The sequence below is a fragment of the Methanomassiliicoccales archaeon genome (genome assembly GCA_038740345.1).
Classification (GTDB): Archaea; Thermoplasmatota; Thermoplasmata; order Methanomassiliicoccales; family UBA472; genus JAJRAN01.
Map to the genome: position 1 here is coordinate 1 of JAVYMA010000021.1, position 15733 is coordinate 15733.

The 15733-nt window shown below is 43.4% G+C and carries 19 protein-coding genes; 8 read left to right on the forward strand and 11 right to left on the reverse strand.

What is annotated here, in order from left to right:
* Positions 1-176: 176 nt before the first annotated feature.
* A complete protein-coding gene (hisD, locus tag QW520_07235) occupies positions 177-1427 on the reverse strand; it encodes a histidinol dehydrogenase (GenBank protein ID MEM0449595.1) in 1251 nt (416 codons plus the stop codon).
* Between the two features lie 98 nt (positions 1428-1525).
* On the opposite strand from hisD, the gene QW520_07240 reads away from it, so the two are divergent.
* From QW520_07240 to QW520_07255, 4 genes are all read left to right on the forward strand, one after another.
* The gene (locus QW520_07240; GenBank protein ID MEM0449596.1) at positions 1526-1807 is read left to right on the forward strand and encodes a peptidylprolyl isomerase; all 282 of its coding nucleotides are present in this window, start codon (positions 1526-1528) and stop codon (positions 1805-1807) included.
* Positions 1808-1892: 85 nt separating this feature from the next.
* On the forward strand, positions 1893-2906 hold the full coding sequence (locus QW520_07245; GenBank protein ID MEM0449597.1) for a zinc ribbon domain-containing protein: 1014 nt from the start codon (positions 1893-1895) through the stop codon (positions 2904-2906).
* Positions 2907-3053: 147 nt separating this feature from the next.
* Positions 3054-3407 (forward strand): hypothetical protein, encoded by a 354-nt coding sequence (locus QW520_07250; GenBank protein MEM0449598.1) that lies wholly within the window; start codon positions 3054-3056, stop codon positions 3405-3407.
* Positions 3404-4192, forward strand: coding sequence for a DUF2085 domain-containing protein (locus QW520_07255; GenBank protein ID MEM0449599.1), 789 nt, complete (start codon positions 3404-3406; stop codon positions 4190-4192). Before QW520_07250 ends, QW520_07255 begins: the two co-directional genes overlap by 4 nt.
* A gap of 86 nt (positions 4193-4278) precedes the next feature.
* On the opposite strand, the gene QW520_07260 is transcribed toward QW520_07255, so the two are convergent.
* Positions 4279-4542, reverse strand: coding sequence for a hypothetical protein (locus QW520_07260; protein ID MEM0449600.1), 264 nt, complete (start codon positions 4540-4542; stop codon positions 4279-4281).
* A gap of 417 nt (positions 4543-4959) precedes the next feature.
* On the reverse strand, positions 4960-5571 hold the full coding sequence (locus QW520_07265) for a MarC family protein (protein ID MEM0449601.1): 612 nt from the start codon (positions 5569-5571) through the stop codon (positions 4960-4962).
* A 163-nt stretch (positions 5572-5734) separates the two neighbouring features.
* Between QW520_07265 and QW520_07270 the strand changes: the two genes are divergently transcribed.
* From QW520_07270 to QW520_07285, 4 genes are read left to right on the forward strand one after another with little or no spacing between them, the layout of a single operon-like run.
* Positions 5735-6310: a ferredoxin-thioredoxin reductase catalytic domain-containing protein gene (locus QW520_07270; protein ID MEM0449602.1), complete on the forward strand. Its 576-nt coding sequence runs from the start codon at positions 5735-5737 to the stop codon at positions 6308-6310.
* 7 nt (positions 6311-6317) lie between these two features.
* Positions 6318-6626 (forward strand): thioredoxin family protein, encoded by a 309-nt coding sequence (locus QW520_07275; GenBank protein MEM0449603.1) that lies wholly within the window; start codon positions 6318-6320, stop codon positions 6624-6626.
* Between the two features lie 7 nt (positions 6627-6633).
* Positions 6634-6909 carry a hypothetical protein gene (locus tag QW520_07280; GenBank protein MEM0449604.1) on the forward strand — a complete coding sequence of 92 codons (276 nt, stop codon included), beginning with the start codon at positions 6634-6636 and terminating at the stop codon, positions 6907-6909.
* Positions 6906-7652 carry a biotin/lipoate A/B protein ligase family protein gene (locus tag QW520_07285; GenBank protein ID MEM0449605.1) on the forward strand — a complete coding sequence of 249 codons (747 nt, stop codon included), beginning with the start codon at positions 6906-6908 and terminating at the stop codon, positions 7650-7652. Before QW520_07280 ends, QW520_07285 begins: the two co-directional genes overlap by 4 nt.
* Here QW520_07285 and QW520_07290 read toward each other — a convergent pair.
* Genes QW520_07290 through QW520_07325 form a run of 8 tightly spaced genes read right to left on the reverse strand, consistent with a single transcriptional unit; the run spans position 7649 to position 15683 of the window.
* Positions 7649-8902, reverse strand: a complete 1254-nt coding sequence (locus QW520_07290; GenBank protein ID MEM0449606.1) for a dihydrolipoamide acetyltransferase family protein — start codon at positions 8900-8902, stop codon at positions 7649-7651. The genes QW520_07285 and QW520_07290 overlap by 4 nt on opposite strands.
* Before the next feature lie 9 nt (positions 8903-8911).
* Entirely contained in the window at positions 8912-9889 is a 978-nt protein-coding gene (locus tag QW520_07295) for an alpha-ketoacid dehydrogenase subunit beta (GenBank protein MEM0449607.1), read from the reverse strand.
* Between the two features lie 3 nt (positions 9890-9892).
* Positions 9893-10978 carry a pyruvate dehydrogenase (acetyl-transferring) E1 component subunit alpha gene (gene pdhA / locus QW520_07300; protein MEM0449608.1) on the reverse strand — a complete coding sequence of 362 codons (1086 nt, stop codon included), beginning with the start codon at positions 10976-10978 and terminating at the stop codon, positions 9893-9895.
* Positions 10979-11854, reverse strand: coding sequence for a lipoyl synthase (lipA, locus tag QW520_07305; GenBank protein MEM0449609.1), 876 nt, complete (start codon positions 11852-11854; stop codon positions 10979-10981).
* 55 nt (positions 11855-11909) lie between these two features.
* Positions 11910-12908 (reverse strand): uroporphyrinogen decarboxylase family protein, encoded by a 999-nt coding sequence (locus tag QW520_07310; protein ID MEM0449610.1) that lies wholly within the window; start codon positions 12906-12908, stop codon positions 11910-11912.
* 26 nt (positions 12909-12934) lie between these two features.
* The gene (locus QW520_07315) at positions 12935-13963 is read right to left on the reverse strand and encodes an ABC transporter substrate-binding protein (protein MEM0449611.1); all 1029 of its coding nucleotides are present in this window, start codon (positions 13961-13963) and stop codon (positions 12935-12937) included.
* A 12-nt stretch (positions 13964-13975) separates the two neighbouring features.
* Positions 13976-14797 carry an ABC transporter ATP-binding protein gene (locus tag QW520_07320; protein ID MEM0449612.1) on the reverse strand — a complete coding sequence of 274 codons (822 nt, stop codon included), beginning with the start codon at positions 14795-14797 and terminating at the stop codon, positions 13976-13978.
* A 1-nt stretch (position 14798) separates the two neighbouring features.
* Complete coding sequence (locus QW520_07325; GenBank protein ID MEM0449613.1) at positions 14799-15683, reverse strand: ABC transporter permease; 885 nt, start codon at positions 15681-15683, stop codon at positions 14799-14801.
* Between the last annotated feature and the right edge of the window lie 50 nt (positions 15684-15733).

Consider the following 15733-nt stretch of genomic DNA (forward strand, 5'->3'; position numbering starts at 1 on the left):
ATTATAGTATATTATAGTCATATGAGATTATAAATTTTTATAAAAAAAATAAATATATGCGTATAATAAATTTACATATTTTTACTTATATATGATGACAATACTCGATATCCTGATATTGTAAATACCATGAAATTTTCTCAATTTTAGACAAATATGAAATCATTCTATCAATTTCAATGATCTAATCTAATTTGGATAGATTGCGCGTGCCCAAATAATCCCTCTGCACTGGCAAGTTTTACGATGGTAGGTTCTAATTTACGCAGCCCATCTTTACTTAACTGCTGAACTGAAGTAGCTTTGCAGAAATGCCTGATGTCAAGACCTGAATAAAGGTTAGCGTAGCCAGATGTGGGTAAAACATGATTTGTCCCTGAGGCATAGTCTCCTGCTGCTATCGGTGAATAGGAACCTATGAAAATGGAGCCTGCATTACGAACCAATGCTAAGACTTCCTCATATTGCTTGCATTGTATAGAGATATGTTCAGGTGCGATGCAATTACAAATCTCAACTGCCTTTTCCATATTATCAACTAGAATATATCCTACATTCTTTAAAGAAGATTCAAGAATCACTTTCCTTGGAGAGCATGATGCGTATTTATCCACAAATTCACCCACTCGTTTGGCAAAATCCTCATCATTAGTTATCAAGAGACAGAACGAATGCGGGCCGTGCTCCGCTTGAGCTACAATATCTGATGCTACAAAAGAGGGATTAGCGCTATCGTCTGCAATTATCACGGCTTCGCTCGGACCAGCAGGGAAATCGATTTCCACTCTATCCCTAAGTAGCATTTTTGCTTCTGTAACATAAACATTCCCTGGTCCAACCACCTTGCGAACAGCCTTTATGGTTTTTGTGCCAAATGCCATGGCAGCTATCGCCTGAGCCCCGCCTATCTTATATATCTCATCAACTTCAGCTATATCCAAGGCTACCAAGGTCAGAGGATTAATCGGTGGAGGTGTGCACACTACCGTCTCACTTACGCCCACCACTTTTGCTGGAATAATGCACATAAGCGCTGTTGATGGATAAGACGCTCTTCCTCCAGGTACATATGCCCCAACACGGTCCAAAGGAAGAAGTTTGACACCTAGGCATATCCCCTCTTCTATCTCCTCCAGCCAATTTTGTTTCTGATATTGAAGACTGTGAAATCTACGTATGCGATCAGATGCTTCCTTTAGGGCTTTGACTAATGATTCATCTACTCTTTCATAAGCAGCCTTAATTTCTTCACTGCAAACTTTTAGAGAATCTAGGCTTACGCCGTCGAAACGCTCTGTAAGCTCCAACAAGGCGTCGTCACCACGGTTTCGGACCGCTTCTATTATATTTTCAACGGCTTGGCGTACATTCGCCAATTCTCCTCGTCGCCTGCGCTCCCACAAATTAAGGTCAATGGGGCCCCACATGAGCCAGACAAATGTGGATGGTATCTTTATTCTTTGCCCATTATATACAATCCTAGCATTGCATAACTATTTCAAATGAATTGCACGTATCCTTCTTCATGCCAAAGCAGGTTAATTGCTCGCATATCCTAGTAAAAACGGAGAAAGAGGCAAAGGAGATTTTAGCGCGAATCGCATCAGGGGAAAGATTCGAGGACTTGGCCAAAAAAGTTTCTCAATGCCCCTCTGGAAAGAAGGGAGGCTCTTTAGGTTGGTTTGGCAGGGGTCAGATGGTCCCTGAATTCGAGAAAGCTGCATTTGAAGGAGAAAAGGGTAAGATTGTAGGACCCGTCAAGACCCAATTTGGTTATCACTTAATAAAAATAGTAGATCAGAAATGAAAAAAACTAGAAAAGATTGATAATGATGTCAGGCGTATCAATCTTATAAAACTATTAAAGGTTAGCCTTCCCTGAGGTAATGAAGATGCCCTTAAATTTACCTTTCAATAAGCGAAAGCGCATATGCAATGGATGTGGACGCGAGGTATTAGATGAGAATGAATTCTGCCCTTTCTGTGGTACAAGGAAGCAGGGTGCTGTTCTATCAACTAATACTGATATTTCCAATCAAGTGAAACAAGAAAGCATTCAGCGATTATGTCCTGGATGCGGAAGGCAATCACCTGAAGGACTGCGATTCTGTCCTTACTGTGGTAAAGAATTTATTGCACCTTCATCCTCTCAAACCAGCTCTGCCCCATTGGTCGGAACAGAGTCAAGCAGTTCTGCCTCTGCTCAAATTAAAGTAATATGCATTTCCTGCTCTCGAGAAGTTCCAGATGGTCTCAATTTCTGTCCTAATTGTGGTAGACCAGCCCCATATGGCAGGGCATCGGCACAAATGTCTTCAAGCCAGCCAATGCGCAAATGCTTTGGTTGCGGAAGGGATATCCCGATCGGATTAAAATTCTGCCCCTACTGCGGTCGACCGGACCAAGCACAGACAAATTCTCCTGCATATGTCTCTAACGCTCAATTAGTAGCAGAAGGGGCAAAAACACGCCTCTGTCCAGGATGCGGGAGGCAATCACCTGATGGACTGCGATTCTGTCCTTACTGTGGTCGTCCTAATCCCACTCCTCCATCTACACCCTCAACCTCTTCTATACCACAGTCGGGTATTAGGTGCCTAGGATGTGGGAGAAATTTTGCTGAGAATTTGAACTTCTGCCCTTATTGTGGAAGGCCCAACTCCCGTCCCGCTACTAATGTTAAACCTTCTTCAGAAAGCTCTCATCGCTTATGCATGGGATGTGGAAGGCAAATCGATGAAAATTTAAAATTCTGCCCTCACTGCGGTAGACCTAATGCCGCACCCCATTCTCCTGCGGAAACCACTGCGATTGAGACAACGACCAGGATTTGTACAGGATGCGGCAAGACGATTTCATCCTCGCATAAATTTTGCCCTGAATGTGGGAAGGCGAAAGAAGGATGATAAAAATCTTTTCTATCTAAAATAAGCTTATAATTATCAACTTTTTAGCTTTCCTCAGACACAGAATGGTTTTATATATTGAAAATCAGCTTTATGCTAATCACTTTGGGGGGCCAGACCTCACCAGAGACTTAGGAGGAAAAAGAGTTGACCGACAATACACGCATGTGTACAGGCTGCGGCAGACAGATCCCTGTCGAATATAATGTTTGCCCGCATTGTGGTAGGCCACAGAACCAACCACAGTATGGACAGCCAGCACCACCTTATGGACAGCCTCAGCAGTATGAGTCGTTAGGAGCATTGAAGTACATATTGTATATTCTATCCTTCCTCAGCCTGCTGATAGGAATTGTAATATTCCTAATATGGATGAACGATCCAAACCCTGAGAAGCGACATGTAGGTAAGAATTGTCTTCTCATCAGCTTGGCCGCGATCGTGCTATCGATTTTGTGCTATGCTGTGATATTCGTCGCTTTGGGCTTAGCCTTCATGTGAAGGCTAAATCCTTTACCTTTTTAATTCCATTTCCTTTTGTTATTATGTCTTCGTTCGATTGTATGTCCTTATTAAATTCTTTTAATCTAATTTTGCAGAGTTCATCAGGACCTGTTGAAGCATGGGCTGATTTGTTATGGGAGATAGGTTATGCCCTTTGTCATCAGATATCATCCCGCTCTTTGTTCATGGGCGGAATGCAGTTTCCTGTATGCGCTCGGGACACAGGTACGATGTTGGGATTCGGTATTGTGCTGCTGTTTTTCATTTTTAACCACAGAAAAAAGCGATCTGGTTTACCAGATATCCCCACGCTGATTGTTTGCGCATTTGGTTTAATGATTTTTGCCTTCGATGGGGTCTCTTCCTATTTAGGCTTCAGAGAAACGAATAACGAATGGAGACTTACATCAGGTCTCATTATGGGATTGTCCTTAGGAATCATGCTTTTAACTGTAATGGCGAGATTATTAGGAGGAAAGGAGGATAAAAGATGTTTTACTTTTAAGGATCTTTTCATATTGGCACCTTTCTTTTTCTTAGCATATTTCGCAACGAAAATTGATCTTGGGGGATTGGGTTGGTATTTAATATCGAGCTTCATCATAATCTCCTTGATATCTCTAATTCTAATCATCATGCAAATATTCTTGAGATCGATATTATGGGGTAAAAAGGAATGGAGCGAACAAAGAATAATGCTGTTCTCGGTCATATTGACGGCAGGAACTATTTTCTTACTCTGGCTCTTTCATCGACTTACAGAAACTAGTATACCGCATTAAAACAATTTCAATTACATTCGTTCAGAGTTCAAAAATTAGGAAAACGATATTTGAACACCACAGCATCCATTAAAAGGGCAGGCAAGTTATGGTGTGTTCAGATACTCCTCCAACAGAACCTTGCGATATTCCCCCTCCTTGGAGCGTGGTACGAAGTCATTTTTCTTCACACGCAATAGCAGTTCGTCGGCTATCTTTTCATTGTCCTTGAGCCCTAAAGCCCTAACTTCTTCCACAACCTTGCTCCAATTGCTTATTCCGACGTTAGCTCCAGCTACCCAAATTTTTTTCGACTCGTCTACCGAGGCTCCACCACAGGCTCCACCACTCGTCCTAACCTTCTCAGTCATCAATCTGCACCTGCAGTGGAATCAGCCGGGGGGTGGTTCTTAATATTTTTTCTAAAATAACCTTACAGATACGAAATAATTATAAGCCATGGGCTAATTTTACAGCAAGCTTGAATTGATTCGCATGCATGGTTCAGAAAAGCCCCAGGTTTGCTTCTCAACTCCTCATACATAGCTATAGGATTTTTTTTCTTTTAGTTGATATATTTCATGAATCCCTAGATCCTATAAAACCTGAGCTGCCTTCTCAGATATTCCTAACTTACTTCTTGCTTTCCTTATGAAATCATCTTTGTCGCTCAGTGAATCACCTTTTTATTCCTATTAAACATTTTTTAAAATTTCACTGAATATTATTATTTTAAAAATTGAATGTATTTAAACACGCATAAAAGGATTCATTTTTTAATATCTTATTTATAGAAATAGGATTACTAAAGGATGCGTTCCTATCCAATCGTGTATACCCTGAAGGATAAACTCCACTGCTAAAGCAGCCAATAGCAATCCGATTATTTTTGAAAATATCTCGATTGTATTCGTTCCGACTTTGCGAAGTATTAGAATTGAATTGCGCAACAATCCCCAAGTTATCGCAAGTGATATGACTCCTGCAATTATTGTCGTGAACCAGCCTACTCGTGAAGTTAGTAGAATGGCGGTAGATATAACACCTGGCCCTGTCAAAATAGGAGTAGCAACGATCACCCAAGCAACGTTGCCTTGTTCATTCGTTCTAGTAAAACTCAAAGAGAAAACTATTTCAATCGCCATGAGAAGTAAGACTAAACCTCCAGCGATACGAAAGGCATCAAGACTTATACCAAATAAGTCTAATATGGCAGTGCCCAATAGGGTGAAAATGACGAAAAGTGTCGCTGCTACCATTATGGCATATAAAGCACTCTTTTCTTTTTCTTTATCGTCCATATTTTTTGTTAGGGAAATGAATATAGGTAAAGAAGCGAAAGGATCAAAGATGAAGAATAGGAGAGCCACGGAATAAATCAACTGGTCTAATCCTTCCATATAATCACCTTGGAGGACTGATAGGTCCGGGCCCTATTTTATCATTCCTCGGCTCTATAATTTTTACTTAGACCTTTGATAGAACATAGAATTTCATTTTTATTGCTGGCAGGGATGAAAGGGATTATAAAGGGAAGCGATGTGTTCATTGTATGGGAGCTTGATGAACGAAAAAAAGCGTTTTTGGCGATGCCACGTCTGCAATGACATCCATTACGGCTTGAGACCGCCAGAGGTATGTCCTACCTGCGGAATGAAGAATGCCTTCGTCAATTGCAACAGAAAGGAAGCAAACAAAGTTACTGAACTATCTAAGGATAAAAGTTTTCTGCGTTGCAATAATTGCGGCGATTGGCATTTTGGAGCTAAACCATTGCGTCATTGCTATTCTTGCGGTTCAGACGAATCTTATTCACCCTCCGCGGCTTCAGATTTCAGAGAATTGAACGTACAAATGGACTCATATCCTGCTACCCCTGATGAGGTCTTAGAGGTTTGGAAGGATTTCGTTCAAAGGAATGGACGAATAAGGCTATGGGAAGAGGAAGATAGTGTGAGGCAGTTGGCAAACGGCGTGCTTGAAAATGATGTTAATAAAGGCTTAAAATATTGTCCCTGCCGCATCCCAACAGGAGATGCTAATAAAGACTTAAAGCTCATATGTCCATGCAATTTTCTTGCTCAACAGACATGGAAAGAATTCGGAGAATGCTGGTGCGGGCTTTTTCGAAAGAGGTGATTAAAGAATGGCAGAAAATGATTCATATGAGGAAGGAAAAAGACTGATTTGGTTCTATGGAAGAGAGTGCCCTCATTGTAAGAAATTGCACCCTGTAGTTGATCAATGGGAGGCCCAAACAGGAATTAAAATTGTAAGATTGGAGGTATGGCACGACGAGAAGAACGCGCAGTTAATGCGCAAGTATGGAGAATCAATTTCGGCAGCATGTGGGGGCGATCTCGGCGTTCCAGCTTTCTATAATGAGAGGACTGGAAAAGCCATATGCGGATCCCGTGTGGATGCTGAAAAGTTAACCGCTTGGGCTAAGGGTTGATAATAGCTTGTCGGGCAGAACGGTGGTGCGAAAAATCGATGGAGGTAAGCTGTTCCGCCTAACTTTATTGCCCACTGGTAAAGTTCGGTTACATGGAGATTTCTTCCTTTATCCTGAAGAACGCATAGAAGCAATTGAGGAATGGCTAGAGTGTTGTTTGACTATGCCTGATAAGACAAGTGCGAAAAGGTACTTAGAAAAGGAGATTGATGAAGAAAAAATAACCATTCTCGGTGTTGATGTTCAACACTTGATAGATGCTCTCTGGAGGGCCAAGGAATGAGGTGGAGGTTCGTGGACTTCGAGTATTGGAGTGCAGCCATGAATATGGGCATAGATGAGGCGGTATGCGAGGGAGTCATGAAAGGTACTAGCCCCCCCACCATCAGACTATATGGCTGGAAGCCTAGCGCCGTGAGCATCGGAGCTTTTCAAAGCATGAATCAAGAAGTCGATTATCGCACATGCGTCCTTTTGGGTATTGATGTGGTTCGTAGGCGAACTGGCGGGGGAGCGGTTTACCATGATCAGCATGGAGAGATAACCTATAGTGTGATATGTCCTGAGGAGCTTATGCCTCTAGACATAAATGCCGCCTATCGCGAAGTATGTGGGCGTATTGTGGATGCCTTAGCGATTTTAGGAGTTAAAGGTGTTTTTGCTCCAGTAAATGATGTTCTAGTCGACGGGAGAAAAATCTCTGGAAGCGCTCAAACCCGCAGGAATGGCGTATTCCTTCAACATGGAACCATACTTCTTAGCGTGGATAGGAAAACTATGTTTCGGGTGCTTAAAGTGCCCTCGCAGAAACTGGAAGGAAGAAAACTAGCTTCGCCAGAAGATAGAATAATATCTCTTAAGGAGGTCTGTCACGCAAGCAAAGAAGAGGTCCTTAATGCTATGAAGACATCTTTTTTAAAAGGCCGTACGTGGGATGAAGGGACTTGGCGCGATGATGAACTGGTTAGGGCGAAAGTGTTGGCCGAGCAGAGATACGCCTCAAGAGATTGGAACTTTTCGCGTTAGTGCATGGCCAATATCAATTCAGGATTCTCTAAATAGCGCCGGAATTCCCCCATGAACTTCGCTGCATGCGCACCATCCATAATTCGATGATCCCAAGTCAAGGAAAGGGGCATTATTTTCCTAAGTTTAATCTCGCCATCATGTGCCCAGGGCATCTCTCTTATCCTTCCTATACCTAGAATTGCGGCTTCTGGATAATTGATTATGGGATTGCCGTAAGTTCCTCCCAGGGTCCCATAGTTCGTTATTGTGAAAGTCCCTCCCTTTAAATCTCCTAGATCTATCTTCCGTTCCATTGCCTTCTTAGCTAAGTCCTCAATCTCTGCAGCGATTTCCATAATCTCCTTTTGATCCGCCGCCTTTATCACTGGTACCATCAAACCCTCATCTGTGGCCACTGCCACACCTATATTGTAATATTTCTTCAGGATTATCTCACCTGAATCTTCGTCTAGACTGGAATTAAGGTACGGATTGTTCTTTAAAGCCATCACTGTAGCCTTGACGATGAAAGGCATATAGGTTAATTTCACCTTCTTCTGCTCTAAGGCAATAGACTTCAAACGCTCTCTCATGGCGACAAGGTCTGTAACGTCAGCATCGTCCATCATGGTCACCATGGCAGTTTTCAAAGTGGATTCCATCATCTTCTTGGCTGTGGTTTTGCGAATGCCTTTAACTGTTTCGCGGTCGATATAACCATAAAGATCAAATTTCGCGATTTTGCGAGGGCGAGCAGTAATAGTAGTCTGTGAAGCTTGACGCACATCCTCTTCGGTGATCCGACCGGAGGGGCCTGTGCCTTTAATTTTACTTATCTCCACCCCCAAATCCTTTGCTAACTTTCGCACCGCCGGCGTGGCAAGAATGTTTGAAGGGGTGACCTCCCCAAGCGACTTGGAGCTCACTATAATCTCTTCTTCAGGTAATTCGCCAACTACGGAAACTGATGGTTTTCTATCCGCTTCGTTGGAGGGAGCTGTGATAGGGGAAGATATAGCCATTTCTTCCCCTGGTGTTGCGATTGTGGCCAAGATTTCGCCTACTTTCACCGTCTCCCCTTCCTTATGATAAAGACGTAAGACCTTTCCAGTGACTGGTGATGGCATTTCCACCACTGCTTTGTCCGTCTCAACCTCAGCTATTGATTGGTCTTGCTTTACCTCATCCCCTTCTTTGATAAGCCACCTTTTAATCTCTCCCTCGGTTACACCCTCCCCCAGATCTGGAAATTTAAAATCCGTCGGCATGCCAACACCTCAGAAGCTCATAACTCGTTTAACTGCTTTCACTACTCTATCAGGTTCGATGTAATAATAATTCTCCCCTTTAGGAAGAGGAACAGTTATGTCAGGAGCAGTTACCCTCTCAACTGGAGCTTGTAAAGAAAGTAAAGCGCCTTCCATTATTCTGGCTGAAATCTCCGCCCCTAAACCGCAGTTCTTTGGAGCCTCATGAACAACCACGCATCTACCCGTTCGTTTTACTGAGTTCAAAATGGAGGAATAATCCATAGGGGACAAAGTCCTCATATCTAGGATATCAGCGCTTATGCCTTGATTATCCAGTTGCACCGCTGCTTTCTCTATTACAGCCATCATGGCTCCCCAGCCAACGATTGTCACATCCTTTCCTTGACGGACCTTTCTAGCTTGCCCCAAGGGAATGGTGTATTCACCATCTGGAACTTCCTCTTTTATCATTCGATAAAGGCGTGTAGGTTCAAGGAAAATAACTGGATCGGGGTCCCTTATGCTAGAAGTGAGCAATCCTTTAGCCTCAAGAGGGGTTGAAGGCACAACGACTTTTAAACCAGGAATATGACAGAATACTGCTTCGGTGCTCTCCGAATGGTGCTCCAAAGCTTTCACGCCAGCTCCATAAGGTGTGCGGACCACGAGTGGTAGGCCAATTCGACCCCGTGTCCTATTGCGCATCCTTGCCGCATGAGATACTAATTGTTGGTACGCTGGATATATAAATCCCATGAATTGAATCTCCGCTACTGGTCGTAGGCCATTCATAGCCATACCTATGACCGTGCCAACAATACTGGATTCAGCCAGCGGCGTGTCTATGACTCTATCTCCACCGAATAGATTATACAATCCTTCGGTGACGCGGAAAACTCCCCCATTGACGCCTACATCCTCTCCCAGGCAAACCACCGATGGATCACGGTCCATTTCTTCACGAAGGGCTGAATTTATAGCGCCAACCATGTTCATCAATGCCATCTATCAGCCCTCCCGTGAAGGCATAAGCTCTGAGCGAAGGAAGCTGAGTTGGGCTTTTAGATCCTCGCTCATGTTTGCATAGGTATGAATGAATACTTCATCTAAAGATGGTGGAGGAAATGATTCTGCCCTCTTAACCTCCTCCTCTACTATCCTCGTAGCCTCTTCAGTCCACGCACTTTCCTTCTTCTCATTCCATAAAGATTTGGAAATAAGATATGTTCTGAATCTTGAGATGGGATCTCTAGCAGTCCAATAGGCTATTTCCTCCTCGCTTCGATAACGGGACGCATCGTCAGAAGTTGTATGATCGCCCATGCGATATGTGAATGACTCAATGAGGGTGGGCCCTTCACCTCTTTTGGCCTTCTCTAAGGCTTCCTTGGCAGCGGCATATAGGGCCAGGATATCATTTCCATCCACCAGAATCCCTTTGAAACCATAAGCATTTGCCTTTTGTGCCAGAGTTAGCGAAGCGGTTTGTCTTTTTCTCGGAACAGAGATGGCCCATTGATTGTTTTGACAAACGAACACTACTGGCAACCGCATAAGTCCAGCAAAATTCAATCCTTCATGGAAATCGCCTTCTGACGTGGCGCCATCTCCGAAGTAGCAAAGCACCGCTTTTGGTTCTTTGCGATACTTGATAGCATATGCGATGCCTGCAGCATGAGGGATCTGACTACCAACTGGAACAGCAGAGGGAGTGACGTTCACGTCCCCCTCTAAAATCGAACCTTCCTCATTACCCATCCAATAGAGATAGAGTCGCCAAAGTGGAATACCCCTCAACAGGAGAGCTCCCAATTCCCTAAATGCCCATACAATCCAATCTCCTTTTTCTAAAGCGAGGGCGGGCCCTATTTGACTGGCTTCCTGACCTCGAGAAGGAGGATAAGCTCCCAAACGTCCTTGTCTCTGAAGCTTTACTGCTTTTTCATCCGCTATTCGCGATAATACCATAGTCTTATAGGCATGTATCAGCTTGCTTTCCTCTATTAAAGGTTCAAGTGACTTGTTCACTACTCCATCCTTGTCCAATATGCTCAGCATTTCCCCTTTTTCTGGATCAAATTCATCTATTAACACTCATTCCCCTCCTAAAAGCATGTCACGAGCTCGATATGAACTCCTCACTAATGGCCCTGCCATAACCTCTTTGAATCCCATTGAGAGCCCCCACTCCCTAAAACGTATGAACTCTTCTGGCTTAATGTATCGCTGCACTCTCAATTCTACACCCTTAGGCTGTAAATATTGTCCTAAATTAATGAAATCAACTCCAGCTTTTCGTGCATCCATCATAGTTTCAAATATCTCTTCCTCCGTTTCTCCTAAACCTAGCATTATAGATGTCTTGACTGGGGTTTGTGGCGCATTACTTTTGAGTTCTTTCAAAACAAATAGAGAACTTTCATAGCCTGCTTTAGCATCCCTCACCGACTCTTGCAAGCGGCGAACCACCTCTAAATTATGAGCTAATACATCCGCACCGGCCCTGGACACTATTCTCAAAGCATCCTCATGGCATTGAAAATCAGGCAACAACAACTCAACCTTTACATCTCGATTCATAGACTTTATGGCTTTAACTGTGTTTGCAAAGGCCTTGGCTCCTCCGTCCTGCAGGTCGTCGCGTGTAACAGAAGTTACCACCACATAATTCAAACCCATTTTTTCCACCGCTTGTGCTACCCTTTCCGGCTCTTCTTCGTCCAAAACTCCATTAGGGTTTCCTGTAGAAACGGCACAGAATCTACAGTAACGTGTGCATATCTGACCGAGAATAAGAAAAGTCACCGCACCCCTTTCCCAGCATTGTCCCAGGTTCGGGCATTGAGAAGAGTCGCAAACAGTTCTAACTGAGCATTGGTTTAAAATCTCACGGACACTTCTTACCTTCTGAACATCACCAAGCTTGATTTTTATCCATTCTGGTTTGCTTGATTTTGACTGAGTTATCATCGATAATTCAGCGCACTATTAGAGCAAGAGGTTTTACTACTTTTCCTGAGAAAATTCAAAAATATTTACCATATGATCTACAACAACGAATCATGGCCTCCACATGGTGCATTGGCATGCCACGGTGAAGAGAGCATGAGCACATTAATATATAGCCTCCTTCAGCAGCGCATTTATCTATATATTCTCTAGTCTCTCGCTCTATCCTTTCCTCCGGTCCGAACAGCAGCGTGGTGAAGACGTTCGGTCCTCCTAACACGCACACCTTTCCACGGCATATTTCTTTTAAAAATCTGAGGTCGTTCTCCTCTGCAAATTGGATTCCAACCACTCCTGTAGATATAATATCTTCTACAAGTGAAATATTCTCCGGTGATTGAAAGATGCCATGGGGATGAAAAATGGTCTGCATTCCGAGATTTTTAGCTTTCTTTGTTATCTCACGCACCCCTGGTAATGAGAAATGGCGAAAGACCTCGCTGCCGAAAATCGAAGGATTATCCGTGGAAGATGCTAAAAAGCACGTTCCAGCTCCTTTCCTCGCGGCCTCCTCCAAAAAGGCGATGGATAGTTGAGTGGACAGATAGGTCACATCCTTTGCTGATGACCTGTCTAGCTCGATATCCATGGCAAAACGCTCCAATCCGCGTAACAGCGCAGCTTTTGTCATCGGCCCCTCCAGATTGCAAACCACCTCAGCTTCTTCTCTTAATGATTTAGAGACTAGCTCATAAGAACGAAGAGCCTCGCGATACGGGCTATCATTCATCGAAGGCATAACAATGCGTTCTCTCCAATCCCCTCCTTCCAAGGGATGCTTGATCACTGAAGGTATTCCTCGATCAGGAAATTTCAGCTCCCCACCCAGTGACTGAGCATCAAACCCAACATAATGAATACAGCCAACCACCGCATCTTGGCCCAGACGTTTTTGCAATGATATTACCGAGCGAGCAGACTTCTCTGCATCATAAGGCGGAGCGCATACTTCAGGAGTAGAATAATTACACTCATCTAAGCCCAAGGTCAAATCCCGAAGGAATATGGGAACCATATCAGGGATTTCAAGATTAAGGGCTGTTAAGAATCTCTCTCGTCCTTTGATAAGATCACTCCTTCCATAATAATAGAATTTCTTGGCTTATCATTAAGACAAATATTTGGCGACAATCTTGACGTGAATTCAGGAATTGCAGATATCCTTCCATTTTCAAGTAGGAATTCGGCGGTCTGCTCTAAGCTTTGTAAATCTGTGTCATCGAAGCCTATGGCAAAAAATTGCTTTTGCATACTTCTCCGGGTATCTTCAATACTTAATCCAATTTTTCTTGAGCAAATATCAACGCTCTCGTTATAATTTTGATTGATGAAATCAATCGCTCGTTGCAAAGCTCTCATGGCAGCTTTGATTGCCTCAGGCTTCTCTTCCAAGGCTTTACCTGAAGCCATGAATAGAAGTGGAAAAGTATTGCCAAGACCGCTTGAATCTCCAATCTGATGCACGCTGCCTCCACACAGCCTCTCTACGTTAGTGGGCCATGGCTCACTACCTGCCATCGCATCTATCTGCTTGGTATTCATGGCATTAGGCATATCGCTAGGGTTCATAGGTACTAAGGTAACTTTTGACATATTTACGTCGTTCTTTTTCATCCATTGAAGAAAAGAACCATGAGTGCTAGATCCCATTTGGATACCTACTTTTCGACCTTCCAAGTCCTTTGGTTGAGTGATATAATCTTGAGCTATGTATCGATGTAGCCCTTCACCTCCTGAGTAACGGCATAAAATTCTGGCACTTGGATTCCTATCTAAAAGGATAATTGCTGGTGCATCTCCCATAGCCCCCACATCAGCCGATCCAGTTATGATGGCTTCAGCAGACTGTATACCTCCACTGACCACCATGGTAGTAATATTCAGGTTTTCATCAATAAAATAACCCTTCTCAACGGCCACGATGAATGGCTCATAATTGAACTTGTTGGAATATGTGAGTACTAGGTCCATTTTTTCATCCAATTTATTTTTAAGCAGAAAGGTCGTTCCAAAGAAACCAATTAGCAACATTAAGACTAGAGCTAATACCACTATCGATGATTTTCTCATTTTCTACCCTCCTCAACCGATTTTCTCATTTTCTTCTATGACGACAGGAGTTAAAGTCTCAGGTGATGAAGCGGAAGTCTTAGCACAAGCGCAAATATGTAAATTAGACGAAATTTCCTTCTTCAGTGAGGCGAATTCCTGAGAGGCGGGATCCCTTGGCCATTCTAAATTTATCTTCCATTCTTTCATTATTCTACCTGGCGAGGGGGACATCAAAACTACTCTTGTCCCTAGAAATATAGCTTCCTCAATATTATGGGTTACGAATATAACACCTTTCCTGCCGACTTTCCAGAGGCACAAAGTCTCACTATCTAAACGCCTTCGCGTCTGCTCATCCAAACTACCAAAGGGCTCATCCATGAGTAGCACCTGAGGGTCCATAGCCAAGGCTCTGGCTATTGCCACACGCTGTTTCATCCCACCTGAGAGATCGCTGGGCCTTGCAGCTTGAAAATTTGACAGCCCTACTAAATTCAAATAGAATTTAGCCCTCTTTTCTCGTTGTCTTTTATCTGCTTCAACCGCCCTTAAAGCGAACTCTATATTTTCAAGGACACTCATCCAAGGAAATAGACTGAACTCTTGGAAAACAACAGCCCTATCCGGTCCTGGACCATCTAATCGACGGCCCTCGAATAAGACCTCTCCTTTTGTAGGCCTTTCAAACCCAGCAGCCACATTCAAGAGGGTGGTTTTCCCGCAACCACTGGGACCTATTAAGCATACGAACTCGCCCTTTTCTACCTTAAGATTGATGTGGCTTAGGGCGACAAGACCTTTGCCCCTTTCATAATCTAGGAAAACTTTACTTACATCTCTTAATTCCAGCATACTATACTTCCCTTTCAAGACCCAAGCGGTCTCTTATTTTTTCTTCAATTACTGTGAACAACATCTTTTCCACTGTCAGCCCTATCAAACATATCATCATGATGGATACGAATGCTGACACATAATCCAAGCTATATCTTGATTGGATGATGACATATCCTAGGCCAAGGGCTATTCCAACTACCATTTCAGCAGCGATCAGCACCCTCCAACCATTAGCAAGTCCTATGCGCAAACCGTCAATTATGGACAGAGCAGAGGCAGGTAAAAAAACCAAACTGAAGGAAAGTAAACGCCCAGCTCCCGACATTTGAGATACTCTTTTATAAACACAGGATACAGAACGCAATCCCCCCGAAGTATTGATAACTATGGGGGGGAAAGCAGTCATGAAGATCATAAAAATTGTTGCCGTCTCCCCTAAACCAAATATTAGCATAGCAATTGGTATCCATGCTAGACCAGGTATCATTTGTAAAATGTAGATTGAAACCACTGAAAGCTGATGCGCCTTCTGGGAAATGCCTAAAAGGAATCCTATACCAATCCCCACGACCACTGCAAGGACGTATGCTACCCCCCATCGATATAGGCTAGCAAATGTATGGTCATAAATGCTCTTTCCCTGGATTGGGATGCCACTTAATGCATCGGCAAATGCTTGAAAGGTCTCTAAAGGTCTGGGAAAATACACTCCTTTCATAGCGGAGACCATTTCCGCAACTACGTACCATAGACTTAATATAATGGCGATGCCAGAAAACATTCCCACCAAATTTCTTCTCAGGCTGGCATATCTATCTCTAGGAAATTCGAAAAGCGATTCTCCTTTCTCCAATGCCTGAGAGACTCTGAGCAAACCATACTTATGTGCTTTAAGACCCACCCGACTCAATCGTTCCTCCCCATCCTCGAAATAATTTTATCAATAATAAA

What these genes read in the sequence shown, in the direction of transcription:
- lipA (MEM0449609.1), bottom strand. Translation starts at nt 11,854, where the DNA reads ATGATAACTCAGTCAAAATCAAGCAAACCAGAATGGATAAAAATCAAG.
- QW520_07270 (MEM0449602.1), top strand. Translation starts at nt 5,735, where the DNA reads ATGAACGAAAAAAAGCGTTTTTGGCGATGCCACGTCTGCAATGACATC.
- QW520_07315 (MEM0449611.1), bottom strand. Translation starts at nt 13,963, where the DNA reads ATGAGAAAATCATCGATAGTGGTATTAGCTCTAGTCTTAATGTTGCTA.
- QW520_07265 (MEM0449601.1), bottom strand. Translation starts at nt 5,571, where the DNA reads ATGGAAGGATTAGACCAGTTGATTTATTCCGTGGCTCTCCTATTCTTC.
- QW520_07285 (MEM0449605.1), top strand. Translation starts at nt 6,906, where the DNA reads ATGAGGTGGAGGTTCGTGGACTTCGAGTATTGGAGTGCAGCCATGAAT.
- QW520_07310 (MEM0449610.1), bottom strand. Translation starts at nt 12,908, where the DNA reads ATGGTTCCCATATTCCTTCGGGATTTGACCTTGGGCTTAGATGAGTGT.
- QW520_07240 (MEM0449596.1), top strand. Translation starts at nt 1,526, where the DNA reads ATGCCAAAGCAGGTTAATTGCTCGCATATCCTAGTAAAAACGGAGAAA.
- QW520_07260 (MEM0449600.1), bottom strand. Translation starts at nt 4,542, where the DNA reads ATGACTGAGAAGGTTAGGACGAGTGGTGGAGCCTGTGGTGGAGCCTCG.
- QW520_07290 (MEM0449606.1), bottom strand. Translation starts at nt 8,902, where the DNA reads ATGCCGACGGATTTTAAATTTCCAGATCTGGGGGAGGGTGTAACCGAG.
- hisD (MEM0449595.1), bottom strand. Translation starts at nt 1,427, where the DNA reads ATGTGGGGCCCCATTGACCTTAATTTGTGGGAGCGCAGGCGACGAGGA.
- QW520_07320 (MEM0449612.1), bottom strand. Translation starts at nt 14,797, where the DNA reads ATGCTGGAATTAAGAGATGTAAGTAAAGTTTTCCTAGATTATGAAAGG.
- QW520_07275 (MEM0449603.1), top strand. Translation starts at nt 6,318, where the DNA reads ATGGCAGAAAATGATTCATATGAGGAAGGAAAAAGACTGATTTGGTTC.
- QW520_07245 (MEM0449597.1), top strand. Translation starts at nt 1,893, where the DNA reads ATGCCCTTAAATTTACCTTTCAATAAGCGAAAGCGCATATGCAATGGA.
- QW520_07295 (MEM0449607.1), bottom strand. Translation starts at nt 9,889, where the DNA reads ATGGCATTGATGAACATGGTTGGCGCTATAAATTCAGCCCTTCGTGAA.